10 protein-coding genes are annotated in these 17,394 nt (G+C 40.6%); 9 read left to right on the forward strand and 1 reads right to left on the reverse strand.

Annotation, left to right across the window (positions count from 1 at the left end):
• Positions 1–12 precede the first annotated feature (12 nt).
• A complete protein-coding gene (modB, locus tag UABAM_RS28185) occupies positions 13–657 on the forward strand; it encodes a molybdate ABC transporter permease subunit (protein ID WP_151971328.1) in 645 nt (214 codons plus the stop codon).
• 233 nt (positions 658–890) lie between these two features.
• On the forward strand, positions 891–2,711 hold the full coding sequence (locus UABAM_RS28190; protein WP_151971329.1) for a prenyltransferase/squalene oxidase repeat-containing protein: 1,821 nt from the start codon (positions 891–893) through the stop codon (positions 2,709–2,711).
• Positions 2,712–2,830: 119 nt separating this feature from the next.
• Here the strand turns inward: UABAM_RS28190 and UABAM_RS28195 are convergent, their stop codons facing one another.
• Positions 2,831–4,339, reverse strand: coding sequence for a hypothetical protein (locus tag UABAM_RS28195; protein WP_151971330.1), 1,509 nt, complete (start codon positions 4,337–4,339; stop codon positions 2,831–2,833).
• A 232-nt stretch (positions 4,340–4,571) separates the two neighbouring features.
• Here UABAM_RS28195 and UABAM_RS28200 point away from each other — a divergent pair, with 232 nt between their 5' ends.
• The 7 genes from UABAM_RS28200 to pdxH are packed head-to-tail and all read left to right on the forward strand — an operon-like array spanning position 4,572 to position 17,389.
• Positions 4,572–5,435 carry a serine/threonine protein kinase gene (locus UABAM_RS28200; RefSeq protein WP_151971331.1) on the forward strand — a complete coding sequence of 288 codons (864 nt, stop codon included), beginning with the start codon at positions 4,572–4,574 and terminating at the stop codon, positions 5,433–5,435.
• Between the two features lie 10 nt (positions 5,436–5,445).
• A complete protein-coding gene (locus UABAM_RS28205; protein ID WP_151971332.1) occupies positions 5,446–6,693 on the forward strand; it encodes a M48 family metallopeptidase in 1,248 nt (415 codons plus the stop codon).
• Between the two features lie 60 nt (positions 6,694–6,753).
• Positions 6,754–7,818, forward strand: coding sequence for a tRNA (adenosine(37)-N6)-threonylcarbamoyltransferase complex transferase subunit TsaD (gene tsaD, locus UABAM_RS28210; protein WP_151971333.1), 1,065 nt, complete (start codon positions 6,754–6,756; stop codon positions 7,816–7,818).
• Positions 7,819–7,823: 5 nt separating this feature from the next.
• Positions 7,824–11,123 carry an AAA family ATPase gene (locus UABAM_RS28215; RefSeq protein ID WP_151971334.1) on the forward strand — a complete coding sequence of 1,100 codons (3,300 nt, stop codon included), beginning with the start codon at positions 7,824–7,826 and terminating at the stop codon, positions 11,121–11,123.
• Positions 11,124–14,504 carry an AAA family ATPase gene (locus UABAM_RS28220; protein WP_151971335.1) on the forward strand — a complete coding sequence of 1,127 codons (3,381 nt, stop codon included), beginning with the start codon at positions 11,124–11,126 and terminating at the stop codon, positions 14,502–14,504.
• On the forward strand, positions 14,491–16,770 hold the full coding sequence (locus UABAM_RS28225; RefSeq protein WP_151971336.1) for an AAA family ATPase: 2,280 nt from the start codon (positions 14,491–14,493) through the stop codon (positions 16,768–16,770). The genes UABAM_RS28220 and UABAM_RS28225 overlap by 14 nt, the downstream gene beginning before the upstream one ends.
• Entirely contained in the window at positions 16,754–17,389 is a 636-nt protein-coding gene (pdxH, locus tag UABAM_RS28230; RefSeq protein WP_151971337.1) for a pyridoxamine 5'-phosphate oxidase, read from the forward strand. The genes UABAM_RS28225 and pdxH overlap by 17 nt, the downstream gene beginning before the upstream one ends.
• The last annotated feature ends 5 nt before the right edge of the window (positions 17,390–17,394 follow it).

Raw genomic sequence — 17,394 nt, forward strand, 5'->3', positions numbered from 1 at the left:
AGAACAATCATCATGTATGAGTGGCAACCAATAATTCTCACATTGCAATTGGCCGTCGTAACCACAGTGATTTTATTCGTGCTCTCTGTTCCCATTGCCTATTGGCTTGCTTTCTCTCCCAAAAAACATCTATGGGCCGAAGCCATTATCTTGCTCCCTCTTGTAGTTCCCCCTGTCGTTCTGGGTTTTTACTTATTGCTTGCCTTTGGAAAAAGTAGTTTTATGGGTAAACTGTTGTACTCTCTCACTGGTTTGCACTTTGTATTTACTTTCGAAGGACTGGTATTGGCTTCGCTGATATATAGTCTACCTTTCATGGTAAAGCCACTACAGTCTGGCTTCGAGTCTATTCCAAAACGTTGGATTGAAACGGCCTATTGCCTGGGAAAATCAAAATGGCAAACATTATACCACGTGATGCTCCCGAACATGAAATTCTCCATTCTTTCCGCCATTGCCCTTAGTTTTGCACATACCGTGGGGGAATTTGGCGTCGTACTCATGATCGGCGGAAGTATCCCCGGAAAAACAAAAGTGGCCTCGATTGCCATCTACGACGCGGTACAAAGTCTCGATTACCCTTTGGCAAACTTTTACGCTGCAGTTTTGGTGGTCATTACCTTTGTCATTTTGCTGTGCGTGTACAAACGTTCATAGTTTTTTAAGCGCTAAATGTTAGGTAATATCTACGTGAAAACATCGCCTTCCTTAAAAAAAATTATTTTTTACGAATTATCTCCGAACTTTTTTTTGAAAATATCGTTCTTGAATTTAGCTAGCGAACGACCGGTCATTCCTACAACGTAAAGTTGGTACTTTCGACTTAAGTTTCCACAACAATCGCCGTAATACGGCAAGAAACTTTGGCAAAGCACAAAAGGAGACCCCCTATGCATACCCACGGACAACACGACAATAACAATGAACAACAAAGTTTGGGTGAATTTTTCGAAGAGAAAATCACCAAGGCACCATGGTGGATGATTTCGATAGTTTTTCATGTGATTGTTGCGGTCATCGCAACATTAATTGTCTATCATCAAGCACCTCCCCAACCTGAATTTGAGTACACGGTAGAAATACAACTCGAAAAATACAAACAAACAAAACCCGAACCCAAAAAGCCGTTTTTGACAAAACCAAAATATTCGAGAGTGTACGAAAATATTGAGAAAGAACATAGTGTCAGAGAAGCGCAAATTGCCGACAATCAACAAACACAAGATGCCGAAGATTTTCATATGGCCAAAGGACAACAAGCGGCAACACATAATCCATTTCACAAAGTACCTAACGATAGTTTTGTAGGCACGGGTCAAGCAGCAGGAGGAACATTTGGCACTCGTTTTGGTGGAAAAAACGACTTAGTGCAGCAAGGGGGAGGAGACTCCGCGACAGAAAATGCCGTTGAAGCTGGTTTAAAATGGCTAAAGCGCCATCAAAGTACGAATGGTAGTTGGGACACCGACGGCTATCGTAGTAAATGCAATTCCGATCCTTCCTATGTAGGTTGTTGTAACGGAGACGGTCACGCACAATACGATGTGGCAATGACATCATTGGCTTTACTCTGCTTTTTGGGCGCGGGACACACATCCACTGTTGGCAATTATCAACAACAAGTAAAAAAAGGAGTCCATTACCTCATCCAATCGCAAGACAGCGAAGGTTGTATTGGTGACCGTCAACTACCGCGGCATATGTACAATCATGCTATCGCCACAATGGCTTTATCAGAAACATATGCACTTTCTAATCATAATCCGCGCTATAAAATTGCCACACAAAAGGCAATACAATTTTTGCTAAAAGCGCAAACTCCTGGTGGTGGCTGGCGCTATACTTTTCGTCGAGGAGATGACGACACTTCGGTCATGGGTTGGTGCATCATGGCACTACGAGCTGCAAGGCTAGCCGGTATCGAGATTCCCGAGAGCACTTTTGATGGCGCACGTGATTTTCTATCGCAGGTCACTTCTCCAGAATATCGCGTGGGGTACCGTCAAAAAAGTGGAAATATTGAATTTGAGAACTCGGTCATGACAACCAAGCCATTGTTTCAACTACCTAACCAGTTTCGTCAAACATTGACAAAAAATGTTGTGAGTTCTGATTTGCAAAACATTTTTCGCCGCAACGGACACACAATTTCTAGCTATGCGACTCTACAACAGAAACATTTTACAGGTATTGCGTCGGCGTTGGGTTCTAGTGTTGCAAAAAGTCAAAATACTAGTTGGGTACTAAACGACACACACAACAACAAGCAATACATCATTGATGGTGAACAACTAGCGGTGTCTTACGTCACCGATATATTTGCCAAAAGCGAAGCGATGACCGCAGTAGCGATGACCGCTCGCGTTTTTATGAAATCGCAACGCAATGAACCACATTTCGAAGGTGGTGCGCAGTGGTTGTTGCAAAATTTGCCGACCTGGGAACAAAATTCACAGGGGCACAACCAAGTCAATTACTACTATTGGTACTACGGAACACTGGCGATGTTCCAAATGGGCAAAGATTATTGGCCCCAGTGGAATGACCGACTAAAGAAGGTATTGGTCGATCGCCAACAACAAAGCGGATGTGAAAATGGTTCGTGGCCACCTGTGGGGAAAAGGTGTGGTGCTGGTGGAAGAATATATGCCACGACCTTAAGTATTCTTTCCTTGGAAATATATTATCGCTACGCAAAAATATTCCAGTGAACTGAAACGGGCGGAAAATTTGTTTTAGAACATCTACCTGTATTTTCGAGAACGGGCGGACACTAGGTCCGCCCCTACAATGCGATGTGAAAACGCAAGTGAACTATGGACTCGGTTTCCTATTTTTTTAAACGTACGGCGAAAATCTTATTGCATGCCTTTGTTTTTCCAAAATTTTGTTTCAAAGCCTGAATTCCGCCGTAGATGTAACCAACGGTGATAGAATCCGCGGTGAGTTGTTGTAATTTTTGTATATCCATAACCTCATCGCAACCTTGGTACACAGCTTGTCTTCCCATACTGTTCAAAATGAATTTCGCATTTGTGCCAAAAAATCCATCTTTACCAAATGTTTGTGCTCGTGAGTCTTTTTTTACGATCGTTTCTTTGGATTGCCAGCTTTGAGGGGATTTGTTACCGCTAATTGTTTCTACCGAAATGTTGTTGACATATGGTAGCATTCGATCGCGAACGACCTCATCGTTTCTTTCATCGTACACATGGGCACTGATTCCACCAAACATTACAGTATGTAAACTTGCCTTTTGTGAATCAAAGAGAATCATGTGTGCACAGGTATACAAGCTCATGGTTTGTTCGAAACTCATGTCGATCATGGCATGGCAGTTCGCAAAATTCTTTTGTGGTGTGAAAAAAATCGGGCTTTGGTGCATCGACGGTAAGATAGCAGAGTATTGAAAACCACCACCATATAAAGTAAAACCTCTTGTTCCGTCAGGGAAGACGGCCTCGGTGACATTTAGATCGCGACGACGCAAATGACTGTCTTTGTCATTGCCACCACCAGCTCTTTCTTTATCAAACAAGCGCTTATGCAGTTCCACCGTTTTGGAAATCTCTGGTCGTACAATACGGCTTAAATCATGGCGAAAACGTTTCTTATTGGCTAGTGTAGTTACACGGTTACTTTCGCGAATATACAAACTGTCATCACCGATAGCCTGATAGTTTTTGATTTGTTTGCTATCGTGATCCACTTGGAAACGGCGAATTTCAAACGTGTACTGCTGCTTTTCATTTCCCATATATTTCCCGATAAATTTTTGCCCCGCCACCAGAAAAAAATCACCGTCTATGTGTTTTAACTCACCACCTGTAACGCGAAAACGTTCATCGGAAACTTGCCATATATGTTTGGTAATCGATTGTTTTTTCTTAATCGCCTCCATGATGAGAGGTACATTGATGCACGTGATCACTCCCATTGTATCGTATTTATTTTTTTCATTCAAACCGTACCCACCAACAATGTACAAATTTGAACCTACTTGGTAGTGCTGTGCATTGGCAACATTCAAAGACGCACTTAAGTTTTGTGGTACTTTTACAGAATGTACGCTCCCTGACTTTGGAGAAATTACCCATAAACTCTTATTGAAATTTCGTCGTGGAAACTGTCCTGTCGCAAAAACTTGTTCTCCATCTCCGTGTGTACCATCTGTAAGACCTCCGACAACAAGCCATTCGTCTTTGTGTTCCGCAAGTGAAAAAGAGTGTAAGGCAGGTATTTCACTATGAAAAGTAAGTTCTTCTATTTCAATATCAAACGGTATGGGCTGTGCACATAACGATGCAATGAGAATTATTGCACAAAATATTATCTTCATTTTAATGACTCTCCATTCTGAAAGCGCAATTGGCAAACACTATTTCAACTTTTTTATCAAATTTTATTTAGTCTAAATACTATCATAAATAAATAGAAGGGAAAAGTGCTTTATCCTCATTCTGACGTTTTTGATGGCTGGTAGATTTTTTTGTGTTATTACTTTTCGCAACATTGTATAGTATGGGAAATTTAATTTTATTAAACATTAAATATCATTTGAGGAATAAAAAGTGAGCTTGTTAAAAAATCGATATGACATAAAATATATGTTTGATGAAGGGGGAATGAGTAAAATCTACAAAGCTCTTGATCTTTTTCTCGATCAACTGGTCGCGATAAAAGAAATTTGTATACCGGAAGAAGAAAAAGAGTATGAAGTAGAATTGCGCAAACGTTTGCAACGCGAATACCGTTTATTGAGCTCTTTACAGCACCCAAATGTAGTAAAAGCCATTGATTTTTTTGAAGAAAACGAATCACTATATCTTGTATTAGAGTTTGTCAACGGCGAACCTTTAGACAAAATCTTAGGGTTTGAAGAGGATATTTTTTCTTTACAACAAAAAATATCTATCGCCTTACAACTTGCCAATGCTGTAAAAACAATCAATGACGCTGGTATTGTACACCGCGACGTTAAACCATCAAACATCATTATCGACAGAACAACAGGTCAGCCAAAAATATTAGATTTAGGTATAGGAAAACCACTAGAAGCGGATAATTTTACGCAACTCACCGTGGATGGGAGTGTTCTTGGTACAGTGGATTATATGAGCCCAGAGCAACTACGCGGAGATACCGACTTAAAAACGGATACCTTTTCTCTAGGAGCAACCTTTTACCAATTTTTTCTTTGGGACGAAAAGTCGCCTTTTTTTCATCAAGATGTTATGACTTGTGCCCAACGAATTATTGCCGAACAAGTTCCACTTCTTGTAAGTAAAGTAACTCCTGAAAAAATGCAACAGCACAACGAAGTATATCAGTTACTATCGGCGACCATCTCGGGAATGTTGATAAAAGAACCCATGGTGCGTACATCCATAGAAAAAGTTATCGAAAATTTAGAAACAGCGCGCCAAAAATTGTAAAGGAAATTATGTGAATACTTATGCTTGGATTATTTTAGTAACTGTCATTTTTAGTTACGTTTTAAACTTAATTTCGGACATATTAAATCTCAGGGCTTTAAAAGACCAACTCCCTGAAGAATTTCATGGTGTTTACGATGAAGAAAGCTATCAAAATTCACAAAAATATACGCGTGTATTGACACGCTATTCATTTGTTACAGATATATTTGATCTCGCCGTGTTTCTAAGCTTTTGGTTTCTGGGCGGATTTAATTATTTAGATCAATATATTCGCAGTTTTGAATTTGGTCCTATTGCCAGCGGCTTACTTTTTATAGGGACTCTTCTATTCGCAGGACAAATACTCTCCATACCTTTTCGGTTGTACCGCATTTTTGTCATCGAAGAAAAGTTTGGTTTCAATAAAACAACACTAAAAGTCTTCTTCGCCGACATGTTAAAAGGTATGATCTTGGGCATCATTCTGGGAGGTGCTTTGATATCGGGAATACTTGCATTTTTTACATATGCAGGTCCCTATGCTTGGGCATACGCCTGGGGAGTAACAATTGCTTTTATGCTGACAATCCAATACATCGCTCCAGCATGGATTATGCCAATGTTCAACAAATTTACTCCTCTGGAAGAAGGAGAACTGCGCGAAAAAATTATGCACTATGCTAAATCCGTAGATTTTCCCCTAAAGGACCTTTACATTATCGATGGGTCCAAGCGCTCCACAAAAGCCAACGCGTTCTTTACCGGAATGGGCAAAAACAAACGCATTGCACTTTTTGACACCTTAGTCGAAAAACAGAGCGTTGCCGAACTAGTGTCTGTTGTGGCTCATGAAGTCGGCCATTTTAAACTCAAGCACATTTTCCAAGGCTTAGTCATCGGTATTATTCACACAGGTATCACATTCTATCTACTATCGGTATTTTTAAATCACCAAGGTTTGTTTGATGCTTTTTATATGCAAAATACTTCTGTATACGCAGGCCTAATATTTTTCGGAATGCTATTTAAACCAATAGAGATGATACTATCTATTTTTATGCAAATTTTCTCACGAAAAAATGAATTTGCCGCGGATCGTTTTGCCATTGAAACTGTGGAAGAAGATCCTCATGCGCTCATCGGTGCGCTCAAAAAACTTTCACGCGACAATCTATCAAATTTAACACCGCATCCTTTCTATGTATTTTTACACTATTCTCATCCGCCTGTTCTACAAAGAATTGCCACAATACGCAGCAATTTACAGACAAGTTAACGGCTGTAGCGCCTTGCTTTTTCATAGGCGCTACTCTGTACTTTCCAGTAAAGGACTCTTATGGATATTGCCATTTTAGCTATTGATACCTCATGCGACGATACGGCTGTTGCTATTTTAAAAAACGATATGGTACAGTCCAACATCGTTTCTTCACAAACTGACATCCATAAAAATTGGGGAGGTGTGGTACCCAACCTCGCCAAAAGAGCTCACCAAGAAAATATAAATCCCTGTATAGAACTTGCTCTAAAGCGTGCCAAAATGAATATGGATGATTTAGATGCCATCGCCGTCACTTATGGTCCAGGACTCGCGCCTTCTCTAGAAGTAGGCGTAGACGCGGCAAAAAACTTAGCCATAGAGCACGATAAACCGCTTATTGGTGTAAACCACATGGAGGGTCATGTTCTCTCGCCTCTTCTAAAAAACAGTAAAGGTAATTTCTACGCGCAACCACCGGAAATAAAATATCCGATGATTGCCATGTCGATCTCTGGCGGTCACACCGAAATTGTTCTCATAAAAGAGAAAGGCCAATATGAGATTGTTGGACAAACACTGGACGACGCAGTCGGCGAGGCATTTGACAAAGTGGCACGCATGCTAGAGCTAGGCTATCCCGGTGGCCCCATCATAGAGGAAATTGCCTCTAGTGGTGATGGAACGAGTATTCCACTTCCACGACCGATGAGCCAAAACAAAGGTTTTGACTTTAGTTATTCTGGTTTAAAAACAGCCTGTCTCTATAAATTGCGCGACCTAAAAAAAGAAAAACCCCTTGCGGAATTTCTACCTGATTTTTGCGCCTCTTTTCAAGAAGCGGCGATTGATGCCCTACTTATTAAATTAAAAAAAGCATGCAAAAAAATTCGTCCCAAACTCGTGCTCATCGCAGGAGGAGTTAGTGCGAATAACCGCCTGCGTTATAAATTCCGCCAGGCCATGACGAAACTCCATATCCCCATCATTTTTCCACACAAAAAATTCTGCATGGACAACGCCGCCATGATCGGCCTCGTCGCCTACCAAAAATATCAGCGCAAAGAGTTTATTCAAGACAAACAAAAACTTGACCGCGATCCTTCTCTCGTCATCGGTCAACAGAATATTTATGAAGTTTAAATATCATGTCTGAACTGGTAACTTTTTCTGTAGATATACTGGAAATTCATCTACCATGTAGAGAAAAGATCATTTCAATGTTGCTAATTCCCGACGTAATACGCGTCGGGCAACAACCACAAACTTTAGCCGCATCGTTTGCGCGTCTGGCGGAAAAAGAACTTGTAGAACACGGGCATTACTTACAATTAATGCGCTACTTAACCAAGAACGAAGTTCACAAAGATGTCATTTCTATTGAGTTAAAAGCAAAACCAAATCACCCCGATTTATCATTGTCATTTACCTACTTTTACTACACAACTTTCCAAGAAAATTTTCTGAGTTTTGTTCCTGCTTTGGGCATCGAATCGTTTGGCAAAACTTTAGAAACTATGCAAGAAAACCTTCGGCAAAACATTGAGTTAGAATTTGCGCGCAAAAAACGCTTTAAAAACGTCAGACATATCGTTGAGACTCAGTGGTATAAAGATATCGCCCATTCAAAAATGCCTGTGGATATCGGTTTTTATACGCTTTATGAGCTCAGTAATATCCAGATGCGCAAAAAAAAGAAAATACTGCCAAAAATTGCCACAGAAATGTTCCACGGAACCAAAGTTTCTTTTGGACGCAAACCGGAATGGGAAAAGCTAAAAAAAGCATTGTTAGGCCGTTACCAACGCAGTATACTTCTCGTGGGACCAAGCGGTTGTGGAAAAACAGCTCTTGTGCAAGAAATGGTGAGACAAAAACACAAATTTTCCATTGAGACGGCCATCTGGGAAACCAATGCCACCAGTATGATTCAAAAATTAACCGGAGACAGTGGTTGGCAGGAAAACCTACATTTGGTGTGTCGTGAATTACGCGAACAACAAGACTTACTCTTTGTAAATAACCTCGCAGAACTATTTGAAGTAGGGCAGTATGTAGGTAACAGTATTAGCATGGGGGAATATTTACGCGATTACCTACAACGCGGTGAAATTCGCATCATTGGCGAGTGCAGTGCGGAAGAACTCGCCCATATTGAAACGCTCGTACCCGGATACAGTTCGTTGTTTACCATTATCGAATTCTCCTCTTTGCCACAACAAGAATTAAAGCAAATCATTATTGATAAAGTTTTGTCCATTGCCAAAATGTATGAGGTGGAAATTTCAGAAGATGCTATCGAGGAAATTATTCGTTTACAGAAACGCTACACGCCCTATTCTGGGTTTCCGGGAAAGCCGATTCGTTTTTTAGAATCCGTCATCCTAAACAACACCGCACAGCAACCACAAATTTCTCGTGGGCAGATACTGCGTTCTTTTTATGAAGAAACAGGAATGCCTGCTTTTTTGATTGATCCACAGCAAGCGCTTCCGATCCAAGATATGCAGCAGTTTTTCGGCAAAAACATCTATGGACAACCTGCGGCGATCACCACAGTAATTGATCTATTATCGATGGTAAAGACTTCGCTAACGCGTGGTAACAAGCCCATCGCCTCTCTGCTATTTATCGGTCCTACGGGTGTTGGTAAAACCGAGATGACTAAGGTTCTCGCTGAATTTGTGTTTAGCAATCGTTCTAAAATTACACGTTTTGACATGAGTGAATTTTCCGATATGTATTCGGTAATGCGTCTAACCGGAGAATTCAACGCCAATGAAGGTCTACTTACCGCGGCGGTTCGCAAAAATCCTTTTTCGGTTATCCTATTCGACGAATTAGAAAAGGCACATTACACCTTTTACGACTTACTGTTACAAATTCTCGGGGAAGGACGTTTAACAGACGCCAGAGGCCGCGTTGCTGATTTTTGTAGTACGATTATTATCATGACATCAAACATTGGAGCGAAAAGCTATGGCAAAGGTACAACAGGATTTCGTGAACCATTTTCTCATTCCGCACAGCAACACTTTATTCGTGAAGTGCAAAAGTATTTTCGCCCAGAATTGTTTAATCGTATTGATCAGGTAGTCGCTTTTTCCGCCTTAAACAAAGAAGTGATGCATCTTATTGTCAATAGGGAGTTGCAAAAATTACTCGCGCGTCAGGGCATAAAATATCGTCAGTTACAACTCGACATTGACAAACAAGCAAAAGACTTGTTATGTGAGCGTGGCTATGATCCCAGGTACGGCGCACGGCAGTTACAAAGAGTATTACGTCGTGACTTCGTCATTCCTTTGAGCCAAAAATTAAATCTGTATAGCAAAGATGCGGTATTACATGCTCTTATAAGCCAAGAACAGCAAAACATTTCCATTGAAGTAAAAGCTCCACAACAATCAGGACAACATTCACAGGGTGACGATGTGATACAAGTCATTACTGACTTAAGGCGCAAGAGTCAAAAACTCGAAGAAAGCAGTTATTTTACCACGCTGCAAAATAAATTGGACTTGCTCGAACGAAGAAAGAAAAAACAAAAAGACCGTTTCTGGAAAAAAGAACAACAAGTGCGCGAATATACCGAACTTTCGCAAATTCTTCGCGATGGAAAAACTCTCATCGAAGATATCAGTGAATGCGAAACCAACATTTCCCAAGCATATTTGCAATCGCAACCCATTACAACACAACCACAAGTGGAAAAGTACCGCGATTTGTTTTTTCAATTTGTCGTGCAAATGTATGCGGCGTTAAAATCAGACCACAATAAATGTCTTATTGGCATTTATGGTAGTGATAAGCATTTAATACACTTGGCAAAAATATACGAACAAATCGCGCACAACTATGAACTCAAGTTTGCGGCCCACAGCGTGTGGCTACGCCACGAATTTTATCAAAAAGTGGAAGAACTACACAACGACCTACAAACACTCGAAAAACAGTATAAGGAAAACCAAGAGTGGACATCAAAGATGCGTATAAAAAAAGCGAGAGAAATCAAAGAACTCCAAGAAGAAATAAACCGTGAGGCGGCCAATTTTTATCTCAAACAGCCTTTCCAGTATTCTCTTGTTCCGGAAAAAGAAGGGGACAAAGCCATTGGAGTGGAATTAGAGATTTTAGGTCCCTGCTCCTACTTGATATTTGAAGAAGAAGAGGGTGTACATAGTTGGTTTGACAAAGAAGAAGAGTATAAGTATCTCGTAACCGTTCACCAGAAAAAATTGGCAGACTTTACCACCCCCAACAACGTACATCGTCGTCAGATTGTACAAGATCAAAAAGTGCGTCGTAAATACAATGATGGCTTGCCACTTGTCGATAAAATATACAGTCTTGAATCGACAGCAACTGCCGCCGAATCTTTACAAAAATTTTTACGTACGCTCTTTATACATCGTTTAGACAGTATTATTTTTAATGAAAAGCAATAAATGGGCTCTGTAACACTTGAATTTCCTATTTTTATACAGACAAAACGCGTATGGCAAAAAGCAAATTACTATTGCATTCGTCCGTTATTTTTAAAAGCTCCTCTTAGTGAACATCCACGTTACAGTAAAGCCATACACGGGCTAAACAAAGAAATACGCAAAAAATTTCGCGGCTTCAAGAGTGGACGCAACAACATGAACGAGCTTTTGTGGCTTATGTTTTTACCAGACTTTCACTTCGTTTCCCAAAAACTTTCATTTCATGTGGGGCAGCGTTATATTTCCGGATCATTTACTGCCGTGTGGTTTGAAATGCAGGGTTACCGCGTTGTATGTTTGCCAGCTTTTGATAATTATTTTTTCATACTCCCGAAAAAAGAACAAGAAAAAGTAGATCTTGCCAGCGCCATGCAAACTCATATCCAGAAAATATTCCGCGAGAAGCGCAAAAAAATGGGAGATAATTTTCCCACGCAAGACTACATGACAACCAAGGGAGAGAATGTCAGCGTTTTCAAGATGACCATTTACGTGGGCAATGGTCCCTTTCCATTTGAGTCGACAATGGATTCGTTTTTTGCCGCTTTATTTGGCGGACACACTGAATTTGAAGGCGCATGGGAAATTGATCGCGTGGGTAGTGATTTGAACAATTTATACCCGAATGACTTACTGCGCTGTTTTTATCGCGACGATTATGTGACACGCCTTTCACAAATTATCTACAGCAAAGAAAATACTCCCGTTGTTCTTCTCGGTGAACGCGGTGTGGGAAAATCATCCATCATCCACGAAAGTATACACCGCTACATGCACAAAAATAATCAATACGACATCTCAAGATTAGTTAAGGTCTGGCATATAGATCCCACGAGAATTATTGCGGGCATGAGTGTTGTTGGTATGTGGCAAAAACGTTTTGAGGCAATACTTGCCTATGTAAAAACACGCCGCAAAAAAGTGAAAAAGAACGTACCTAAAAACGATGTGGTGGTCTTTGATAACGTCATTGCGTTATTGCGCATCGGAAAAAGCGCACAAAACAATATGTGTCTTAGCGATGTGTTGAAAACGCATCTCGAAAAAAGAGATCTGCAAGTGGTACTAGAAACCACACCAGAAAAGTGGAAATTAGTTCAAGAGTGGGATAGACGCTTCAGTGACTTATTCCAAGTGATTCGCATCGAAGAGCCCGCGTTTGTCGATAGTACAAAAATGATATTAAAACAACGCGCTGTGGTCGAAAAAGAACATAATGTCGAAATCACCCACGAAGCACTCTCCGCCATTTTCCATCTGCAGAGAACATACTTGCGCTTGGAAAAATTACCGGGTAGCGTGAGTAAATTTTTACATCGCATTGCGGTGAAGTACAAAAACAAAGTGGTGGACATCGAACAAGTGCATCGTGAATTCAGCCTAATTAGCCACATGGATTTACATTTCTTCGATAAAAAATCACGCTTTCACAAAAATGAAGTCCGCGAAAAAATTTCCACAACTCTTATTGGTCAATCGCAAGCAGTTGATGCCATCACCAACTTAATTCATTTGATAAAATCAGGTCTTTGTGATCCCGAAAAACCATTTGCCACTTTTCTATTCATTGGTCCTACAGGTGTAGGAAAAACCGAAGCGGCAAAAGTTCTCACGCGATATCTATTTACCAGCGAAGACAAAATTGTGCGCTTTGACATGAATGAATTTGTCGATGGTGGAGCGGTAAGTCGTTTAATTGGAGACATACAAAACCCCCAAGGACTTCTCACAACAAGAATACTACACCAACCTTTCTGCGTTTTGTTATTTGACGAGATAGAAAAGGCTCACCCCAACATTCACGATTTACTATTGCAAGTTTTAGGAGAGGGACGACTAAGCGATGCTCTTGGACGTACCATTGACTTCACGAAAACGGTGATCATCATGACCTCGAATATCGGGGCACAACGCGTGGGACAGCAAGTGGGATTTCACGATCATCCACAGCGCGATCAACATGTGTATACCAAAGAGGTAGAAAATTTCTTTCGTCCAGAATTCTTAAATCGCATTGATGAAATCGTCACGTTTCGCAAGCTCTCGTTAGAGCATCTCATTAAAATAGCACGACTGCAAATCAACAATCTTCTCGAACGCGACGGTTTTTTGCGGCGCACCGTCATTTTTAACGTGTCAGAAAAAGCCTTACAACAAGTGGCACACAAAGGTTTCGACCCAGACCTAGGAGCACGCGCATTAAAAAGAAGTATTGAAAAAGACCTCACGTTTATGGTCGCCGAAGAACTCGTGGGCGTTGCGTCAACGACCCCCATTATATTTGATATTTTTCTACATAAAAATCAATTTGTTCCTCACATTGTCGCACTGGAAAAAATAAAACCATTTTCGCAAAAATGCCTGCCGCCGCGTATCACAGAGAATGATTTACTGCCGTTTTTACAAGACATGAAACGCAAAACCGATTCGTTGATGGATGACTATTTTGACAACGACGAACATTACGAGAAAGACAACTGGTCTTACTATCTTTTCAAAGACAAACTCCAAGACTTTCGCAATACCGTAGAAAGTGATATATGGAGTATGCACGACTACGAGAGTGTAAAGAATTTACAAGGATCTGTAAACGCACCTCCTCTAAAGAAAACTTTCTGCAAATCTTGGTATAGTTATGAGCCATATCTCAACCCAAATGAAATTCTTGCCCATGACGATATGATTAGTTACCTCGATGAACTCTATGGGAATATTCCCGAATTTGTCACCGACAATGAAGCCAAGTCTGTGGAGTACTTTCTCAAATTCGCCTACATACAGTTTTTTGGCATTGAAACGGCAATGGGCAACAAAGATATGGTACATTTTCATTTAAGTTCTTGTGTCGAAGGACGTGGTCTGCAAAATATTGAGTATTTGCAGCATTGTTATATCAATTTTATCAAATCACTGGATATGAATGTTGAAATTCTAACGCATGACAAACCCAACGAAATTATTTTTGTGGGCGAAGGACCGCGTTTATGGGACTTTTTTCGCAGTGAAATGGGAATACATATGTTTTATCTTCCACACCAACCACCTATCCCCATACGTTTACACTTAACGAAAAAACCCAAACGTCACAAAAGAGACTCGTGGATAAAAAAACAAAACAACTGTTATCATAATTGGCTTCTTCAATTAGAAACGGGAACAAAAACGCTGGCCGATTATCCTTACAAAAACAACGAAATTTTGCGTATATACTGTCCAAGTACCGACGATGGAACAGTCACCGATTTACGCACAGGACTTATCAACAAAATAGATATGTCATTACAAGATTGGCAACTTATATTTTTTGCAAATAAATTTGGAAGTGGCGATGGAGATATTTAAATACTACGCATTGTGTTGGAAACTTGATCAGGGACTCGTCTGTGGGCATTTACTGGGTACACAGTATGAAGTGGTGAGTAAGAGTGCCAAAAAAATAACCACAATGCTTAGTTCACAACTCGCACGAGACTTGGAAAAAAATCCCTTTGATGCGGAACCGCGTATTCATGATGCCAAATTAAAAATCCTACATGTAGAGGTTCGTCCAGGCTATAAAGAAAAAGACGGAATGTACCCCACCACGTCCACCATGAAGATTTCCATTGCTGCGGTTTACGGTAAAAATAACCAAGGGTTTTACGAATGTTTTATGCCTTTTTTGAATGAAAGCTTTTTCTTTTACAATTTAGACCAAGTCAATAGTCTCGTTGAGCATTTTTCCAAGAACATTTTTCAACGCCTAACACCGGAACAACTGCATCGCTATATTATGCCTAGTAAACCATGGCTACAAGACTTCACCGTACGCAGTAAAGAAAAAAACTTTGTCGTACATTTTTCTCCGGAAAAAGAAGCTCCCGTACTTTCGCGTATCGCCGAACGCTTTCCACGTTCTAAAAATGCGCAGCGAAATATGCGTATATTCCCAGAAGCCGCTTGGGAGCAAACGGATACGGTACAACTCATTGTGGAAAAAATCGTCAAAGAGCAAGCGAATATCCTACTCGTAGGAGACCGTGGTGTTGGTAAAAGTGTCATTTTACAAGAAGTGATTCGCAAAGTTTTTCAAATACAACGCGAAAACAATCCTTATGAAAAACGCCGTACATATTTTTGGCGTACTTCACCAAATCGCATTACCTCAGGAGCGAAGTTTCTTGGTGAATGGGAAGACATTTGCGAAGATATGCTTGATGATTTGCAACGCATTCGCGGTATATTATGGCTCATCAATTTCATGGAAATGTTTACGGTAGGCGGTCAAGGAGCAGAAGATTCTATTGCCGCTTATATATCGTCTTATCTACGCGATGGACGTATACAAATTGTCGCAGAGTTAACACCACATGAGCTGGATCGTTGTTATACTTTACTACCCGAATTTATCCAGTACTTTCAAATTGTGCGCATTGAAGAAATGCCACGTAACAAGATTTTCAAAATCTTACACAATTTTCAAAACCATGCGCTTGATAAACTGAATGTGGATGTAGAACAACGCGCCTTAGAAATTACGTATCGTTTGTTGAAACGCTTTGTAAAGTACGAAAGCTTTCCGGGCAAAATAGCTACATTTCTTAGTGAGTGCTTCAATAATATCTTTTTGCGTGGAAAAAATAACGTGTATGAAAACGATATTATCGAAACCTTCATCGAGAAAACAGGTATGCCGCGGCTATTTCTCGATGATCACTTACCTCTTGATAGAGAGCAACTACGCGATTTTTTTTCCTCGCGTATTATTGGACAACAACAAGCGGTCGACAAGATATGTACAGTAATAAAGGTTTTTAAATCCGGCCTCAATGACCCGCAAAAACCTATTGCCACAATGATGTTCGCCGGACCTACAGGAGTAGGTAAAACGGCAAGTGTGCGCGCACTTGCGGAATATTTTTTTGGTCATGGACAAAAAAAACATCCACTCATTCGCTTAGACATGAGCGAATTTCAACACCCTGCGCAAATATCTCGTCTTATTGGTGAGGGGAACGAGATCGGAAAACTCACCAGGGAAATACGCGAACGACCGTTTAGCGTAGTGCTATTTGATGAAATTGAAAAAGCACATCCTGCTATTTTTGATACGCTACTCACGGTCCTAGACGAGGGTATTCTCGTGGACAACTTTGGTCGTGTGAGTGATTTTCGCAACGCAATTATCATCATGACCTCGAACCTGGGAGCAAAATCTTCCACAACAATGGGTTTTAATCCTCAAGAAAGCCGCGAATATGAATCGAGCATTCGCAAATTTTTTCGTCCTGAGTTTTTTAACCGTCTAGACATGGTTGTTGTTTTTAATCCTCTCGACAAAGATAATATAAAAAAAATCATTCACAAAGAATTAAGTGAAATATCAATGCGCGACGGTGTGAAAAATAACAATTTACATTTGTCGTTCACGAACACCGTCATCGATTTACTCTTAGACAAAGGTTTTGATGAACTTTATGGCGCAAGACCATTGCAGCGGGCTATCGAGAAATTAGTTGTTGCAGAACTCGCGAAATACATCATGCACAACAATCCACAAAATACACAGTTAAATATAGATTACCAGCAGAAAATTATCATAGAGGAAAAACATGGAAAACTTAAATAACATTCGCAAAGAATATGGCAATGAAGGAATTTGTGCTACAAATCTAAGTGACAATCCATTTGAGCAATTTGCGAAGTGGATACAAGAAGCGATTGACGCCGAAATTCCCGAAGCCAACGCCATGGCTTTGGCTACTGTAGGAAAAAGTATGGTTCCGGCGGTCCGAATCGTATTACTCAAAAAATACGATGAACGCGGCTTTACTTTTTTTAGCAACTATGGCAGCCGTAAAGCCAAAGAAATGGAAGAAAATGGACACTGCTCCGCGGTTTTTTGGTGGGGAAAACTCAATAGACAAGTGCGTATAGAAGGACAAGTCGCAAAAATTTCGCGCGAAGAAACTGTCGCGTATTTCAACAGTCGTCCACGCGGAAGCCAAATTTCCGCTTGGGCCTCTCCGCAAAGTACTGTTATTGCTAATCGTGAGTTGTTAGACGAAAATTCTCAAAGCATAGCAGAAAAATACACACAAAGCGTACCATGCCCGGAATTTTGGGGTGGTTATCGCATAGTGCCGTCATTAATCGAATTTTGGCAGGGAAGAACCAACCGTCTTCACGACCGCATCTGCTTTTACAAAGAAGAGAATTCATGGACAACAAAGCGTCTAGCACCGTAGAGAGA

This window comes from Candidatus Uabimicrobium amorphum, assembly GCF_009002475.1.
Lineage (GTDB): Bacteria > Planctomycetota > Uabimicrobiia > Uabimicrobiales > Uabimicrobiaceae > Uabimicrobium > Uabimicrobium amorphum.